Origin of the sequence: Paenibacillus lentus (genome assembly GCF_003931855.1) — a bacterium.
GTDB classification, from domain to species: domain Bacteria; phylum Bacillota; class Bacilli; order Paenibacillales; family Paenibacillaceae; genus Fontibacillus; species Fontibacillus lentus.
Map to the genome: position 1 here is coordinate 4478112 of NZ_CP034248.1, position 14683 is coordinate 4492794.

Here is a 14683-nt window from a genome sequence, read left to right on the forward strand (position 1 = left end):
TCTAGGCGCTATTTATGTTTTACCAACTTAACGATACTTACTTTCGTTAGGCATTACCGCGAATCATCGCAGTAACTCCGGTACGAGACAACTCGCGAATGCCATAAGGATGGAGCAGCTCGATCATCGCATCAATTTTCTCTGTGTCGCCAACGACCTGTACGATCATGCTGTTCGTACCGATATCTACTACAGCGGCGCGGAAAGTCTCGACGACACCCATAATTTCTGGACGCTCTGCCGGCTCCGATTTCACTTTGATCAATGCCAGTTCACGGGCGACCATCGGCTTGGAGCTTAGGTTAACCACCTTAATGACATCGATCAGTTTATATAATTGTTTCTCGATTTGTTCAAGCGTCTTGTCGTCGCCTTGGGTCACGATGACCATCCGGGACAATCCTTCTTCCTCGGATTGGCCAACGGTGATACTCTCGATATTAAAGCCGCGTCGGCCAAACAGGCCGGAAACGCGCTGCAGCACTCCTGGCTGGTCATTCACTAATACCGCTATTGTATGGCTTGTCATTGTCGTCGTCATTATTCACAGTCCCCCATCAGCATTTGATCAATGGTGGAACCCTGGGTGACCATAGGATACACATTTTCCTCTTTGCTAACCACGAATTCCACCAACACAGGCCCCGGCGTGTCCATTGCTTCCTGCCAGACTTGCTTGGCTTCTTCCTTGTTGGTAGCCCGCAATCCCTTCACGCCGTATGCCTCCGCCAATTTCACAAAATCCGGGCTTCCTGCCAGATCGATATAACTGTAACGATTCTCGTAAATAAGCTCTTGCCACTGACGAACCATGCCCAGTACCTGGTTATTGATCACAACGACTTTAACCGGAATGTTATGGATGGCGCAAATCGCAAGCTCCTGCGCACACATCTGCATACCGCCGTCACCGTTGATCGAAATAACGAGCCGATCCGGACGAGCCATCTGCGCACCAATCGCTGATGGGAATCCGAAGCCCATTGTACCGAGTCCGCCAGAGGTGATCCAGGAGCGCGGATGGTTGAACTTGTAATACTGGGCAGTCCACATTTGATGCTGACCTACGTCAGTTGTGATGATCGCTTCGCCCTTCGTTGTATCGTTAAGCAATTCGATTACCCATTGTGGCTTGAGTTCCGTGTCGGAATCCTTATACTTGTACGGCTTATCAGCCAACCATTGGCTGATTTGGCCTCTCCAGGCATCCGCTTTGTCGCTGCGACTCACTAACGGATTAAGGAGCTCGAGTACCGTCTTCACATCGCCGACGACTGGAATTTCCGTATTTACGTTTTTGCCGATTTCGGCAGGATCGATATCGATGTGTACTACTTTAGCATGAGGAGCAAATCCGTCAAGCCGTCCGGTAACGCGATCATCGAACCGAGCCCCGATATTGATCAGCAAATCGGATTTCTGAATCGCTTGGTTAGCCGTGTACGTACCGTGCATCCCCGGCATACCCATCCAAAGCGGATTGCCGCTTGGAAATGCCCCTAAGCCTAGAAGCGTCGTCGTAATTGGAATTTCCGTACGCGTAACAAATTCGAGCAGTTCCTCGTGTCCTCCGGAGTAAACAACGCCCCCACCAGCGAGGATAACCGGACGTTCAGCTTCTTTAATGGCTGCAGCCACTTTCTCCAATTGATGGTGGTTCGGAACAACCTTTGGATTATAGCCGCGAAGGTCAATGCTCTGTACCGGCTGGAACAAAGTCTTATTGGCGGATACGTCCTTTGGAATGTCGATCAAGACCGGCCCCTTGCGCCCCGTATTGGCGATATGGAACGCCTCATGGATAACACGCGGCAATTCCTCAACACTGCGAACCAAATAGCTATGCTTCGTAATCGGCATCGTGATGCCGGTAATATCCGCTTCCTGGAAGGCATCCGTTCCGATCAAACTGGATACGACGTTCCCGGTAATAACCACCAGAGGAACTGAATCCATGAACGCTGTAGCAATACCGGTGACCGTATTGGTCGCCCCCGGTCCCGAAGTTGCGATACATACTCCTACTTTGCCGCTCGCCCGTGCGTAACCGTCAGCCGCATGGATCGCTCCCTGCTCATGTCTCGTCAGCAAGTGATGAAAATCATTAAAACCATACAACGCATCGTAAATGTACAATACAGCTCCACCCGGGTAGCCGAATACACATTCGACACCTTCCAACACCAAGCTCCGAAGCAATATTTCTGATCCCGTAATCACTTCCGGTTTCATCCATTTCTCACGTAATTGTTCTGTAGACCGCACTGCTGGTATTTGCGCACTCATCAGTAATCCTCCTTCCAAAATTTAAGTATTTCTAAAGAAATACAACAAAAAACCTTCCGCCCGTAGAACAGTCTCCTGTTCCAAGGGACGAAAGGTTATCGCTTCCGTGGTACCACCCATTTTCACCTGACACTTCACAGTGCCAAGCCTTGACGAGTAGAGACAGCTATGTCCTTACCCGTGGTCTCTAACGCAGACCCAACGATTTTCCCTAATAGGCTCGTGCAGAAGGATTATGATCATCTTTCTCCGCATTCGCTTTTCAGGAAAACAGCTCCGAGGTGAGCTCGTATTTAAGGGATTAATGGTGAATGGTCTCAGCAAATCCATCCACTCTCTGAGCAAAGAGCCCCTAAACCTTCGTCCTCTTCATCGCAGATTCACTATGAACGTATGAACGTTAAAATGTTTAGACACATTATATGATTAGTTCGCGCATAGAGTCAATACCCTTTTCCCACATGTTTTAGCGCGATTCCCCCAAAACACCTCATCACACTGCTGAATTGCAGGGATAAAAGGTTTTTGGCAAAACTTATTTTCCCTAACCTGTCCTTCCTTTAACCCCCCTCTCAAGGAATTATATTCCTTATACTGCCGCAGTACCATTTTATTAGGAACCCATTGGCCTTGCACCTTCATATGATGTATTAAAGTGCCTAAATATGCAGTACAAGGAGGAAGGCGAGCCAATGATCCGATATAGAAGACCCAAACAGGATGATCCGGTCATCATCTACCTTATCAAGAAGGAGCTTGTCCCTCATTCCAGCATGTCCCAACCGGAACTAGAGCAGACGATTCAGGATATCCCCAAGCGGCTTACGCGGGGCATAACGCTTGTTACCTCACCTTATTATGAAGCAGATCCCGTGGGTTTTATCCATTTTATGATCCATGGTGAACTGCTGTACATCGATATGATGGCCGTTGCTTCCCAGCAGCAGCGCAAACGTCACGGCAAAACCTTAATCGCCCACGCCGAAAATTTGGCGGGCTCCAGAGGTTGTACTCGAGCAAAAGTCATGGTGGACCAGGATAATACCCGGGCCCACCTTTTTTACCAAATGTCCGGCTATAATATTGTCCGATATATTCCCGTATCCCGATGTTATGAATTGGAAAAAAAGCTGCAGATGCGGCTCTAAGCCAACCCACAAACCTTCTAGCGGTAATAGCCGTATGAGGATCCGTATCCGCCGTATCCGCTGTACCCGCCATAACCTCCATAACCGTAACCATAGCCATAACCGTACGGGTACCCTCCATAACCGTAGCCATAGCCGTATGGTGCCGTTCCAATCGCAAGTAGATCAAATAAAACAAGTGGGATGAGGGCCTTGGTCTTCACTTTTTTGCCTGGTTGCCGAACAATCAAGCGATTCCCACTTATTTTTACCAGTTTTCCCGTAACCATGGTGCCATCCTTCTTCACAGCCGTTATAGATTTGCCAAGCCATTTCTCGGCTTCTTTTCTCGTAACCGATTTGCTCACGTCTATCTTCCTCCCTGAATAGAGTTTACTTACTCAGAACCGAGACAAAACGACCCGTTAGCGCATCCTAGAAAATATTCGTTCGTCTTCGTATCAATGTATTCAAGAGGGAATCCTTTCGCTTCCACCATCGCCTTCTTGTATGTAAAAAGCTGCTGTGAGCAAAATAAAACAGGCGCCCCGAATAGGGCGCCTGTATGTGTCCATGCAATAATTAAGCGTTGATTTTCTCTTTCGCTACTGCAGCCAGAGAGTTGAATGCGTTCAAATCGTTTACAGCCAGATCAGCCAACATTTTACGGTTAATATTAACCTCAGCCAGCTTCAAGCCATGCATCAATTTGCTGTAAGTCAGTCCGTTCATGCGAGCTGCAGCATTAATACGTACGATCCACAATCTGCGGAAATCGCGTTTTTTCGTGCGACGGTCACGGTATGCGTACAGCAGGGATTTCATAACCTGCTCATTAGCTGTTTTGAAAATACGGTGTTTCGAGCCAAAGTAACCTTTAGCAAGCTTCAATACTTTTTTATGACGACGACGAACAACGAATCCGCCTTTTACTCTTGCCATATCAATAAACCTCCCAGAAATTTAAGTGAATTATTTCAGATTTGCAAGTTGCTGTTTCAAACGTCTAACATCCCCAGCATAAGCTACAGGGCTGTTCGCCAGAACACGTTTGCGACGGTTGGACTTGTGGGACAGCAAGTGGTTGCGGTTCGCTTTGTAACGTCTTACTTTACCCGATCCTGTAATTTTAAAGCGGCCTTTCAGGCTGCTGTGGGTTTTCATTTTAGGCATTGTACTTCCCCCTCAAAGTTTGTGGGCACAGCTTAGCAGCAGCTCTTTATCTACGGAGCTGCATGTAAGCGAGCGCTTAGTTTTTCGGTGCCAAAATCATAATCATGCTGCGGCCTTCCAGCTTAGGAATCCGCTCGATCGAAGAAATTTCTGCAACCTCTTCTTTTACGCGATCCAGAATTTTCTTTCCGATGTCAGCATGAGCAATTTCACGGCCACGGAAACGCACCGAGCATTTCACTTTGTCGCCTTCTTTTAAAAATTTGATCACATTACGCAGTTTAGTCTGGAAGTCATGCTCGTCAATATTCGCACGAAACCATACTTCCTTAATATCCACTGTCTTTTGATTCTTACGGGCTTCCTTCTCTTTCTTCTGCTGCTCGTAACGGAATTTGCCGTAATCCATGATCCGGCATACCGGCGGCTTAGCCGTCGGCGCCACGTTCACCAAATCCAGATTCAGATCGATAGCCATTTGAAGAGCCTCACGAATCGGCTTAATACCGATTTGCTCACCTTCAGCACCTACTAACCGAACTTCCCTCGCCCGTATCTCATCATTGATCAAATGTTCCTTACTGATAATTCTACACCTCCACGTTTAATCTTCAGTTTTATAACCTGTGTCAAACTAAATAAAGGATGCAGGCGTACGCCCACATCCCAAATTGATCATCAATTCATCATGAATATCAACATTCATAAATCATTGGATCAAAACCAGCCGACATGATCGGACAGGTGAGAAGGTTTCGCCTCTACTTACAATCCATTTCTTTGTTCCATGCTCAAATAATTTACCACATGATGAACCAATAGTCAAGCATTAACCTTGCTTACTCTGAACTTCCTCCAAGCGAACGACGCGCGTATGCTTCGTATGGCTCCACTGCTTGTTGTTCTGCGTAAAGAAGGCATAGAAAGTAATTGGCCACCAGGAAAGCAGGTACAACGGGAACAAGACAAGATATGCATATACTTTCTTAGACTTAACTTCCTCCAGCACCATCGCGGCAAGGAAAATGAATACGTTGGCCGCAATCGCCACAAACGAAATCCATAACGGCAAATACCCATACAGCGTAGCGATATTCGGCCCGTTAAAGAAAGATTGATCAATCCAAATCAAGGCGGTGAGCAGGAACGTAATGAGCACGATATACACGTTCGCTCCGTAGAGCGCCATGTCGAGCTTTACCATGCTCCGCTCTTTGATGCTCTGCCAGAGAAGCGGGAAGAAATAACGGCGCGCTACTGTAAAATGCCCCTGCATCCAGCGTAGACGCTGGCGAGCAGACGCTTTAAACGTGAGCGGCTTCTCATCGAACAACTTTGCGTCATAGTTGAACACCGGATGAATCCCCTTCTCAACGCATCGCATTGTGAATTCAAGATCCTCTACCAGACTCGTTGCGCCCCAGCCAATCTCTTTAAGCAGTCCGGTTTCAAAACACATGCCTGTACCACCAAGAAAGTTTGCCAGTCCCAAATTGTGACGCGATAACTGCCATAGGCGGTTGCAGTACCAGTAGGAAATACCATAAGCTGCGGTAATCCAGGAATCCTCTGGATTCTTCGTATCGATGTACCCTTGAATAACACGGGCACCAGAACATAGATCATTATTCATTTCGTTCAGGAAATCCGGATGAGCCAGGTTATCGGCGTCAAACATAACCACCGCATCATACTGGCGCGGCATTTGCCAAAGCTGCTTCAGCATCCATTCGATCGCGTAGCCCTTGCCTCGCAAATTTTCATTCGTGCGAATGCAAGCAGTCATGCCATGGCTGCGAACAATGTCTACCGTTCTGTCGGTACAGTTGTCACAAATGACAAATACGTCATAAAGCTCTTTCGGGTAATTCAGCTGTTTCAAATTCTCCATCAATGCTCCAACTACAGTTTCCTCGTTATGCGCTGCTACCAGCACCGCAAATGATTTCGTCGGCGGGAAGTGAACTTTTTTCTTTTTCTTGTACATCCCGAACAACGCCAAACCGAATTGATAAATCCCAATTACGGCCAGTACAATTTGTAACGATATCAAAATGGTGTCCATCATGATTTCGTATACCCCCTTTAACCCCTTTTAAATTTACGATTCTTTTTCTCTAAGTGGGCTTTGTCTTTTTGTTATGACCCTGCGTATTCGTTGTTCCTGGTAAAAACTAAATCTTCTGCAGCGCATAAAGATTTTCCATGACTTTGCAGCATTTGTCAAAGTCCTTCTCGCACGATCCTTCCCCAAATACAAGCGAAGTCGCGCTATAATCGCATGCGACGCTACCGCTACCTGCACAGGGTGCGGTTATTTCTTATTTTCATCAATTTTGGCGTTTTTTATTTCATCTGCATCTCATGAAAATGAGCTTAGGCAGCCTGAATCCATAACCCTTTGTAAACATAAACGAAAAATAATGCATAAAAGTTTACTAAAATGCTCATTTTACTTTAAACTTTTTTGCTATGATTTGAATCATTGTATAAGGTGGATAAGCACAAAGTCAAAATTCGGGTAATAACTTCGGATAAAAATAAGGCCTCTGTCCTTGAAATGATCACGGAATAAAAATATGATAAGTCTAACCTGAAAATGCCTTGCTGCGTTTGATGATTGAATGCATAGCAGTTTTGGCCGTACTCGCGGGCAATTATAGCGGAGGGATTATATGACTCGATTATTGCAAGTATTAAAACAGTTTGATCAAAAGCTTTTTATGGGGATTAATGGCCGTCTGCACGGCAGCTTTCTAAATTTCTGGCTTTACTACCTGACTCACCTGGGGGGAGCTACATTTACAATCAGCTCCTCACTGCTAGTGTGGTTCTTGGCGCCGAAGCCTTGGAGTACTGTAGGGCTTCAGTCCTGTGTAGCGCTGGCTGCCAGCCATATTCCCGTAGCGCTTGTTAAAAAGACCTATCCGCGGGTTCGTCCTTATTTAACCCTTCCGGGTACAAAAACGTTCCGTAATCCGCTGACGGATCATTCGTTTCCATCAGGCCATACAACAGCGATCTTCTCCGTAACTATGCCATTCATGCTGCTCGAACCAGGGCTCGCATTCATACTGGGACCGATCGCGCTATTGGTGGGAATATCTAGAATATATCTCGGCCTGCACTACCCTTCAGACGTCCTGGCAGGCGCCGCTGTAGGCACCTTAACAGTCTTTGGCACAGTTGCATTATGGCCATAAAGGGGATATTGTTAAGTCAAGGAATAACCTTCTGAGAAAAGGTGAAGCTAAAGTGTCCAAACAAAGAGTCTTGCTTTTATCTGAGGGATTTGGAGCCGGTCATACCCAGGCAGCATATGCGCTCTCCAGCAGTCTACGCAAGCTAGCACCTCATATTCAGACGAAGGTACTGGAGCTTGGTAGCTTCCTGAATCCTAGAATGGCACCACTGATCATTACAGCATATAAAAAAACAGTCACAACGCAACCCCGTCTTGTACGGATGATGTATCGCAGTAATTATAAGAGATCCTTGAACCGATTGACGACGGCGGCGCTCCATCGGATATTTTATACCCGGACGACCCAGATTATCCGCCAGCTTCATCCCGATGTCATCGTATGTACCCATCCTATTCCTAGTGCTGTCATTTCGCGTATGAAGCGCCTAGGACTAAACGTCCCCCTTTGTACCGTCATCACGGATTATGACGTGCACGGAACATGGGTCAGCAGGGAAGTGAACTGTTATCTGGTCTCTACTGAGCAGGTCAAAGAGAAGCTCCTCGAAAGGGAAGTAGATGAGAGTAAAATCCGCATAACCGGCATTCCCGTTCATCCGAACTTCTGGGAAAGACATAGCAAAGAAGAAATTCGCCGTCAATTCGCCCTCAAAAATATGCCTACAGTCCTAGTTATGGGCGGCGGTTGGGGATTTATGAAAGATGAGGCGGTCAATTCATTGCTCGCAATGCATAGCGACAAAATCCAGACCATTTTCTGCCTTGGAAGCAATCAGAAATCATTGGATAAGATGAAAAAAGATCCCCGATACATTCATCCAAACATTCGGCTTCTCGGGTTTACGCGGGAAATTGATAAATTGATGGAAGTGTCGGATCTACTGATTACAAAGCCCGGAGGAATGACTTGTACAGAGGGGTTGGCCAAAGGAATACCGATGCTATTTCACAAGCCTCTTCCTGGACAGGAGGAGGAAAACTCCCAGTACTTCGAATCGCAAGGCTGGGGAACCTTGATGAACTCCCTCAACGATATTGAAGAATGGATTTATCGCCTAACAGATCACTACGATGAGGTAGCGCTCGCTAGGGAAAAGGTACTTGAGCAAATCGCTAAATACCACCCGATGCAAAGCGCGCAAGCAATCATGGATTTGCTGGATGAGAGCAAAGTGCCCTCTTGAAAATGAATGAATGTAAGAAACAAACGAAAATGTGGAAGAAGATTCTCAACGGAACAGGTCTCTTCTCTCCATCAAACAGGCCACCGAATGATCGGTGGCCTGTTATACTTACAGTATAAGGAGCGGCATTAAAACTGCTCCATTTTATGCTCATGATAGCGTGACAGCGCCGCTTCTCCAACAATCACCTCGCAGCGGTGAATGTTCACTCCCTGATTCACAAATTTAGTCTCGTATTCCGTCATGACATGTTCTTCGTTGATGCCCTCACGATGGAGGTCCAAGGAGATATTGCTCATCTGCAGCCCGCAAGCCGCAAATGCGTTCAGAGAGAACTGGAAGAGCTCCCTGGAATCCGTTTTAAAATGAATTTCTCCGTTCTCGTTGAGCAAGGTGCGGTATTTCTCCAGAAACCTCGGATGAGTCAGCCTGCGTCGACCATGCTTCTTCTTCGGCCACGGATCACTGAAATTCAAATAAATCCGCTCGACTTCATTGGGCGCAAAAAATTCCTCGATCGACTCGATATTTCCCAGCGCCAGCCTTACGCTCTGTGGCTTCTCCTGACCCTGCTCCTGCCAAATCCCACGTACCTTCTCGCTCGCCCTGCGAATCAGCTCATCATACATATCCATACCTATAAAATTAACATCCGGGTATTTCACGCTCATCCCGCTTATAAACTGCCCTTTACCCATTCCCAGCTCGATATGAATCGGACGGTCGTTGCCAAAAAGCTCAGCCCAGCGTCCTTTATATTCTCGTGGATCCAAAATAACAAGATGTTGCTGCTGCTCCAGATTTTCCCGAATTCCTTTTCTGCCGCGTAACCGCATGTCATTCCTCCGCTTTCTATATTCCATGATTGTGGCTCATGCCACAACATTTTCTGATACTGCAATTATTGTGCCGAAGATCATCCCTCTTGTAAAGGGGGAGAAGAATGAAAAAGGAATCTTGCGGCCGCCGGGGAGACGGTTTGCGCAGATCCCTTTTTCGATATATTTGGAATTGGGGTCCAAACCTAATTTGTAATACATTCAAAATAACATAATCTGTAATCTATCGCAAGAAAGTAGCAAGGGGTTGTTCCCATTTTTCCACATATTTTGATACAATGAAGCAATGGCAATCCCACGTTAATGCGGCTTAACGGGAATTGCTACATGCAAAAAAAATTTGTGACAATATCAAATTACTACGACAATATAAAGGAGTTCTGATGAATATAGAAATAAATTCCCCACCAAGACTATGGGGTGATAAACGTTTTCACACCTGGAATACTGAGATGCGCGAGCAGTTTGGCGAAAAAGTGTTCAAGGTCATGCTGGATGCTGGTTTTACTTGTCCAAACCGGGACGGCTCCATCGCCAAAGGCGGTTGCACGTTCTGCAGTACTCGAGGTTCTGGCGATTTTGCTGGAAGCAGACGCGACGATCTTGTGACGCAATTCAACAAAATTCGAGACCGACAGCATTTAAAATGGCCCCAGGCCAAATACATCGGTTATTTCCAAGCCTATACAAACACATATGCCCCTGTTGAGGTGCTAAAAGAGTATTACGAAGCCATTCTGGAGCAGCCTGGGGTCGTCGGCTTGTCGATCGCTACGCGTCCGGACTGCCTGCCTGACGATGTCGTCGACTATTTGGCCGAGCTCAACGAACGGACTTATCTCTGGGTCGAAATGGGGCTGCAGACTGTGCACGAGTCCACTTCTCAGCTTATCAATCGGGCTCACGATACACAGTGTTACGTGGACGCCGTCAAGAAACTAAGGGCGCGCAATATTCGTGTATGCACGCATATCATTTACGGGCTCCCATTAGAAAGCCATGAGATGATGCTGGAGACCGGCCGAGCGGTAGCGGCAATGGATGTGCAGGGAATCAAAATTCATTTGCTTCATTTGATGCGCAAAACAGCGATGGTCAAGCAATATGAGGCGGGGCTGCTTCGTTTTCTTGAGAAGGATGAGTACGTGAAGCTCATCGTCGATACACTCGAACTCCTGCCGCCGGAGATGATCGTACACCGTCTTACCGGTGATGCGCCAAGAGAGCTTCTCATCGGGCCGATGTGGAGCTTGAAGAAGTGGGAAGTGCTCAACTCGATCGACGCCGAGCTGAGACAAAGAGACACCTGGCAAGGAAAATACTGGAGGGGATAACATGGGCTTCATGTCCGTACTGAGCTTTGCCCATAAGCTTATCGGCGAACGACTGCAGCCGGGTGAATCCGCCATCGACGCTACGGCAGGTACTGGCCAGGATACCCTCTTCCTCGCTCGGATTTGCGGCCGCCGAGGGCTGGTATATGCCTTCGATATCCAGCCTGAAGCGCTAGCACTTACACGGCAGCGGCTGGATCAGGAGCAGGAAGCTCGGCTGTCTGAGGTTACATTGCTGCAACAGAGCCATGCCGAGATGGATGATGTGCTGCCAAGAGATCTTCACGGAAAAGTAGGCGCCATCATGTTCAACCTCGGCTATCTGCCTGTCGAGGGAGCTGATGCTAGCGTGATTACAATGACAGACAGCACACTGACCGCGCTTGAAGCCAGCCTTAGACTGCTGCGGTCAAGGGGAATTGTCACCATCGTACTCTACCCGGGACACACAGGAGGCGATACTGAGGCAAGGGCCGTGGAGGAATGGGCAGCTGCACTTCCATCCTCTATCGGCCAAACGATCGTATATCGGCAAATCCAGAAACCGGCCGCGCCTTATTTGATTGCTATCGAGAAAAGATAAAATATTTGATAAGGGGAGTTTAATCATGTCGATTCGGAAAATCGAACATATTGGTATCCGTGTCTCTGCACTGGAGGATTCCATCGAATTTTATGAGCGGGTAATTGGCCTTAAGCTGCTGCATATTCTCGGCGAAGTGGATGACGAGCTGCGCCTCGCCTTTCTTGCCTTCCCTGGTCAGGAGAATGTGGAAATCGAATTGATTTACATCCGAGGGGGCGAAGAACTACCGAGCGAAGGGCGCGTGCATCATATCGCCTTTACGGTAAGCCATATCGAAGAAGAGTATAAAAGGATCGCCGGACTTGGCCTATCGGGTCTGGATCCCGAGATTCGCTCGATCTCAAATGGCAGCCGTCTCTTTTTCTTCAATGGGCCGGACGGAGAGCGTATCGAATTTTTTGAACCTGTGCATTTAGCGTAAATCATGTAATCATGTCCCGAAATGAGGTGATCGGTTGCTGGAGCAAACTTTTACTTACACCAATGATGCTCAAGACGAAGTATTTGTCTATTCATGGTATCCAGAGGGAGAGGGCATCGGTGTGCCGCAGGGCGTGCTGCAAATTGCCCATGGCATGGCCGAAACGGCCAAACGCTACGCTCGTCTGGCTGAAGTGCTTACTGCGCGGGGCTGGATCGTGTTCGCGGGGGATCACAGAGGGCATGGCCGAACGGCGAAAACTGACGCTGAGTTAGGATGTATCGGGAAAGACGGCTTTGGCGGGATGGTGCGCGATATGAGTACACTTAGCCGAATCATTCAAGAACGCCATCCCGGGTTGCCTTTATTTTTGCTTGGCCACAGCATGGGATCTTTCCTGACGCAAAAAATAATGTACACCGCGCCGGAGCCTTACTCCGGCTTCATTCTGTCTGGAACCAACGGGCCTCGCGGGTTACTGGCTTTCGGCGAGAATCTGGCGAGACTACAGTGCCTGATACAGGGGGAGCGCCATCCCAGCTTGATGCTGAACGGGCTTGTTTTCGGAACCTACAACAAACATTTTCTCCCGCCCCACACGCCGTTTGACTGGCTCTCCCGTGATGAGGCGGAAGTTGAGAAGTACGTAAACAACCCGCATTGCGGATTTCTGTGCAGCGCCGGTTTCTTCCAAGGCTTATTCTCATTATTACAGGAAATCCACCGCCCGAATCGGATGAGAAAAATCCCGAAGGACAAGCCGATCTATATTTTCGGTGGAGACGAGGATCCGGTTGGCCTGCGGGGCGATGGTGTAAAAAAGCTTGCTGTACTTTACAATATGCTGCTGATCAAGGATGTCGAGTTAAAGCTCTATCCCGGGGGCCGTCATGAGATGCTGAATGAGACGAACCGGGATGAGGTAACACGCGATCTCGTAGACTGGCTGGAACGACACGTAACGACTGGCTAGAGCGGATACCATCGACTGGATGGTGCGACGACATGATCGAATAACCTGGGTGTGCTATGGTCGGCGGATTGGTGCAAATGATCGAATGATCTGGTACGCTCTGATCGGCCGATTAGTGCACACGAACGAATGACCTGGTGCGCTATGTCTAGATAACATTAAAGAACCGTCCATATTATTCGGACGGTTCTTTTTATACGGATAGTTCTTTGCGTTTAATTTTATTTCAGTTGATTTGCTCATCATTTGCTTAAAAATCGGCACACTGCTTGGATCTAAATGTATTTCTGGACTTCTGTCAAGAAAGTGGACACCTATTAAGTGAAAGTTTACGCCGTCTCCTTCTTGAATTGCGCAGCAAATTGAACCGGCGACACATAGCCGATTGAACTGTGGATTCGTTTGCGGTTGTAGAAAAATTCAATGTACCTGTAAATGGTCTCGTAAGCCTGTTGTTTGGTCTTGAACTTCGTTCTGTAGATGAGTTCTTTTTTCAAGATGCTGTGAAATGACTCGATACAAGCGTTATCGTAGCAATTCCCTTTACGACTCATGCTAACCTTCATGGAATACGATTCCAGCTTGTCACGGTACTCCTTCGATGCGTACTGTGAACCGCGATCGGAATGGTGAAGCAATCCCTTACCTGGTTTTTTCGCATCATATGCGGCCTCTAGAGCATCTAAGACAAGTTCTGTTGTCATCCGGCCGTAAAGACGCCAACCCACGATCTCGCGTGTGCACAGATCCATCAGACTAGCCAAGTACAGCCGTCCTTCTCGGCAGGGGATGTAGGTAATATCTGCAACCCACACTTTGTTCGGTTCAGATACGGCAAAGTTCTGGTTCAACTCATTGGGAGCAATGGGTGAGTCATGATTGGAATCGGTCGTCTGCACCTTAAATGTACGGGAGACACAAGAACGCAACCCCAGTTCTTTCATGTAGATGCTAACTGTGCGCTCCGCGACCTGGATACGCTCTTTCCACAGCATTCGGGTAATCTTAGGACTGCCGTAGCGTTCCCCGGAGTCATGAAAATGATACTTGACTCTCTCCAGAACCTTCGCCTTTCGAAGTTTCTGCTCGCTAGGCAATGCCTTTTGCCACTTGTAGAAGCCACTCCGAGACACTTGTAAAACCTTGCACATCTTCTCCACCGAAAACTCGGAGCGATGTTCTTCAATGAATTGGAACCTCAGTTCCTTTCTTTGCTGAAGATGTGCAGCGCCTTTTTTAATATAGCGAGTTCTTCCTGGAGATCTTGATTTTCCCGCTCCTTCTCTTGATTCTCCAGTTCCTTTTTACGCAGTTGTTGTTCGAGTTGGCGCACTCTCTCCGGTGTGACTAAAGATTCCAGCTGGATTTCATCGCGGTAAAGTGCTTTCCAGTTGTGCAACACACCGGCAGATATACCGAGTTCTTCGGCCAACTGCGGCATGGACTTACTTTGCTCTAAAATATACTTCACTGTCTGCTTCTTAAACTCTTCACTGTAACTATTACGTTCCATCCGGACATCTCTCCCTTAAGGATTATTATCTAGGTTCACTTA

General features: G+C 47.6%; 15 protein-coding genes and 1 pseudogene. 7 read left to right on the forward strand and 9 right to left on the reverse strand.

Annotated features, from left to right (window positions below; all coding sequences use genetic code 11):
* Window positions 1–46: 46 nt before the first annotated feature.
* Both ilvN and ilvB read right to left on the reverse strand, forming a co-directional pair.
* Window positions 47–541, reverse strand: coding sequence for an acetolactate synthase small subunit (ilvN, locus tag EIM92_RS20325; protein WP_196427049.1), 495 nt, complete (start codon window positions 539–541; stop codon window positions 47–49).
* The gene (gene ilvB / locus EIM92_RS20330) at window positions 541–2286 is read right to left on the reverse strand and encodes a biosynthetic-type acetolactate synthase large subunit (RefSeq protein WP_125084390.1); all 1746 of its coding nucleotides are present in this window, start codon (window positions 2284–2286) and stop codon (window positions 541–543) included. Before ilvB ends, ilvN begins: the two co-directional genes overlap by 1 nt.
* A 692-nt stretch (window positions 2287–2978) precedes the next feature.
* Between ilvB and EIM92_RS20335 the strand changes: the two genes are divergently transcribed.
* The gene (locus EIM92_RS20335) at window positions 2979–3434 is read left to right on the forward strand and encodes a GNAT family N-acetyltransferase (RefSeq protein ID WP_125084391.1); all 456 of its coding nucleotides are present in this window, start codon (window positions 2979–2981) and stop codon (window positions 3432–3434) included.
* 17 nt (window positions 3435–3451) lie between these two features.
* On the opposite strand, the gene EIM92_RS20340 is transcribed toward EIM92_RS20335, so the two are convergent.
* The 5 genes from EIM92_RS20340 to EIM92_RS20360 form a co-directional block, all read right to left on the reverse strand.
* The gene (locus EIM92_RS20340; protein WP_211344395.1) at window positions 3452–3781 is read right to left on the reverse strand and encodes a hypothetical protein; all 330 of its coding nucleotides are present in this window, start codon (window positions 3779–3781) and stop codon (window positions 3452–3454) included.
* A gap of 214 nt (window positions 3782–3995) precedes the next feature.
* A complete protein-coding gene (gene rplT / locus EIM92_RS20345) occupies window positions 3996–4355 on the reverse strand; it encodes a 50S ribosomal protein L20 (RefSeq protein WP_125084392.1) in 360 nt (119 codons plus the stop codon).
* A gap of 30 nt (window positions 4356–4385) precedes the next feature.
* Complete coding sequence (gene rpmI, locus EIM92_RS20350) at window positions 4386–4586, reverse strand: 50S ribosomal protein L35 (protein ID WP_019639356.1); 201 nt, start codon at window positions 4584–4586, stop codon at window positions 4386–4388.
* Window positions 4587–4662: 76 nt separating this feature from the next.
* Complete coding sequence (gene infC / locus EIM92_RS20355; RefSeq protein WP_125084393.1) at window positions 4663–5157, reverse strand: translation initiation factor IF-3; 495 nt, start codon at window positions 5155–5157, stop codon at window positions 4663–4665.
* A 258-nt stretch (window positions 5158–5415) separates the two neighbouring features.
* Window positions 5416–6654 carry a glycosyltransferase family 2 protein gene (locus EIM92_RS20360; RefSeq protein ID WP_125084394.1) on the reverse strand — a complete coding sequence of 413 codons (1239 nt, stop codon included), beginning with the start codon at window positions 6652–6654 and terminating at the stop codon, window positions 5416–5418.
* Window positions 6655–7261: 607 nt separating this feature from the next.
* Between EIM92_RS20360 and EIM92_RS20365 the strand changes: the two genes are divergently transcribed.
* Both EIM92_RS20365 and EIM92_RS20370 read left to right on the forward strand, forming a co-directional pair.
* Window positions 7262–7789, forward strand: a complete 528-nt coding sequence (locus tag EIM92_RS20365; protein WP_125084395.1) for a phosphatase PAP2 family protein — start codon at window positions 7262–7264, stop codon at window positions 7787–7789.
* 52 nt (window positions 7790–7841) lie between these two features.
* The gene (locus EIM92_RS20370; protein ID WP_125084396.1) at window positions 7842–8975 is read left to right on the forward strand and encodes an MGDG synthase family glycosyltransferase; all 1134 of its coding nucleotides are present in this window, start codon (window positions 7842–7844) and stop codon (window positions 8973–8975) included.
* Between the two features lie 128 nt (window positions 8976–9103).
* Here EIM92_RS20370 and trmB read toward each other — a convergent pair whose 3' ends face one another.
* Window positions 9104–9811, reverse strand: a complete 708-nt coding sequence (gene trmB / locus EIM92_RS20375; protein WP_125084397.1) for a tRNA (guanosine(46)-N7)-methyltransferase TrmB — start codon at window positions 9809–9811, stop codon at window positions 9104–9106.
* Between the two features lie 386 nt (window positions 9812–10197).
* Between trmB and mnmL the strand changes: the two genes are divergently transcribed.
* The 4 genes from mnmL to EIM92_RS20395 are packed head-to-tail and all read left to right on the forward strand — an operon-like array spanning window position 10198 to window position 13128.
* Window positions 10198–11148 (forward strand): tRNA modification radical SAM protein MnmL/YtqA, encoded by a 951-nt coding sequence (gene mnmL, locus EIM92_RS20380; protein WP_125084398.1) that lies wholly within the window; start codon window positions 10198–10200, stop codon window positions 11146–11148.
* A 1-nt stretch (window position 11149) separates the two neighbouring features.
* A complete protein-coding gene (gene mnmM / locus EIM92_RS20385) occupies window positions 11150–11731 on the forward strand; it encodes a tRNA 5-(aminomethyl)-2-thiouridylate-methyltransferase MnmM (protein ID WP_125084399.1) in 582 nt (193 codons plus the stop codon).
* A gap of 25 nt (window positions 11732–11756) precedes the next feature.
* On the forward strand, window positions 11757–12155 hold the full coding sequence (locus EIM92_RS20390; protein ID WP_125084400.1) for a VOC family protein: 399 nt from the start codon (window positions 11757–11759) through the stop codon (window positions 12153–12155).
* Between the two features lie 34 nt (window positions 12156–12189).
* Window positions 12190–13128 (forward strand): alpha/beta hydrolase, encoded by a 939-nt coding sequence (locus EIM92_RS20395; RefSeq protein WP_125084401.1) that lies wholly within the window; start codon window positions 12190–12192, stop codon window positions 13126–13128.
* A gap of 329 nt (window positions 13129–13457) precedes the next feature.
* Here EIM92_RS20395 and EIM92_RS20400 read toward each other — a convergent pair.
* Window positions 13458–14641 (reverse strand): annotated as a pseudogene (locus EIM92_RS20400) (IS3 family transposase).
* Between the last annotated feature and the right edge of the window lie 42 nt (window positions 14642–14683).

Bases quoted from the DNA above. Each gene is read 5' to 3' on its own strand.
- ilvN (WP_196427049.1), bottom strand. From the start codon at position 541: ATGACGACGACAATGACAAGCCATACAATAGCGGTATTAGTGAATGAC.
- ilvB (WP_125084390.1), bottom strand. From the start codon at position 2,286: ATGAGTGCGCAAATACCAGCAGTGCGGTCTACAGAACAATTACGTGAG.
- EIM92_RS20335 (WP_125084391.1), top strand. From the start codon at position 2,979: ATGATCCGATATAGAAGACCCAAACAGGATGATCCGGTCATCATCTAC.
- rplT (WP_125084392.1), bottom strand. From the start codon at position 4,355: ATGGCAAGAGTAAAAGGCGGATTCGTTGTTCGTCGTCGTCATAAAAAA.
- rpmI (WP_019639356.1), bottom strand. From the start codon at position 4,586: ATGCCTAAAATGAAAACCCACAGCAGCCTGAAAGGCCGCTTTAAAATT.
- EIM92_RS20360 (WP_125084394.1), bottom strand. From the start codon at position 6,654: ATGATGGACACCATTTTGATATCGTTACAAATTGTACTGGCCGTAATT.
- EIM92_RS20365 (WP_125084395.1), top strand. From the start codon at position 7,262: ATGACTCGATTATTGCAAGTATTAAAACAGTTTGATCAAAAGCTTTTT.
- trmB (WP_125084397.1), bottom strand. From the start codon at position 9,811: ATGCGGTTACGCGGCAGAAAAGGAATTCGGGAAAATCTGGAGCAGCAG.
- mnmL (WP_125084398.1), top strand. From the start codon at position 10,198: ATGAATATAGAAATAAATTCCCCACCAAGACTATGGGGTGATAAACGT.
- mnmM (WP_125084399.1), top strand. From the start codon at position 11,150: ATGGGCTTCATGTCCGTACTGAGCTTTGCCCATAAGCTTATCGGCGAA.
- EIM92_RS20390 (WP_125084400.1), top strand. From the start codon at position 11,757: ATGTCGATTCGGAAAATCGAACATATTGGTATCCGTGTCTCTGCACTG.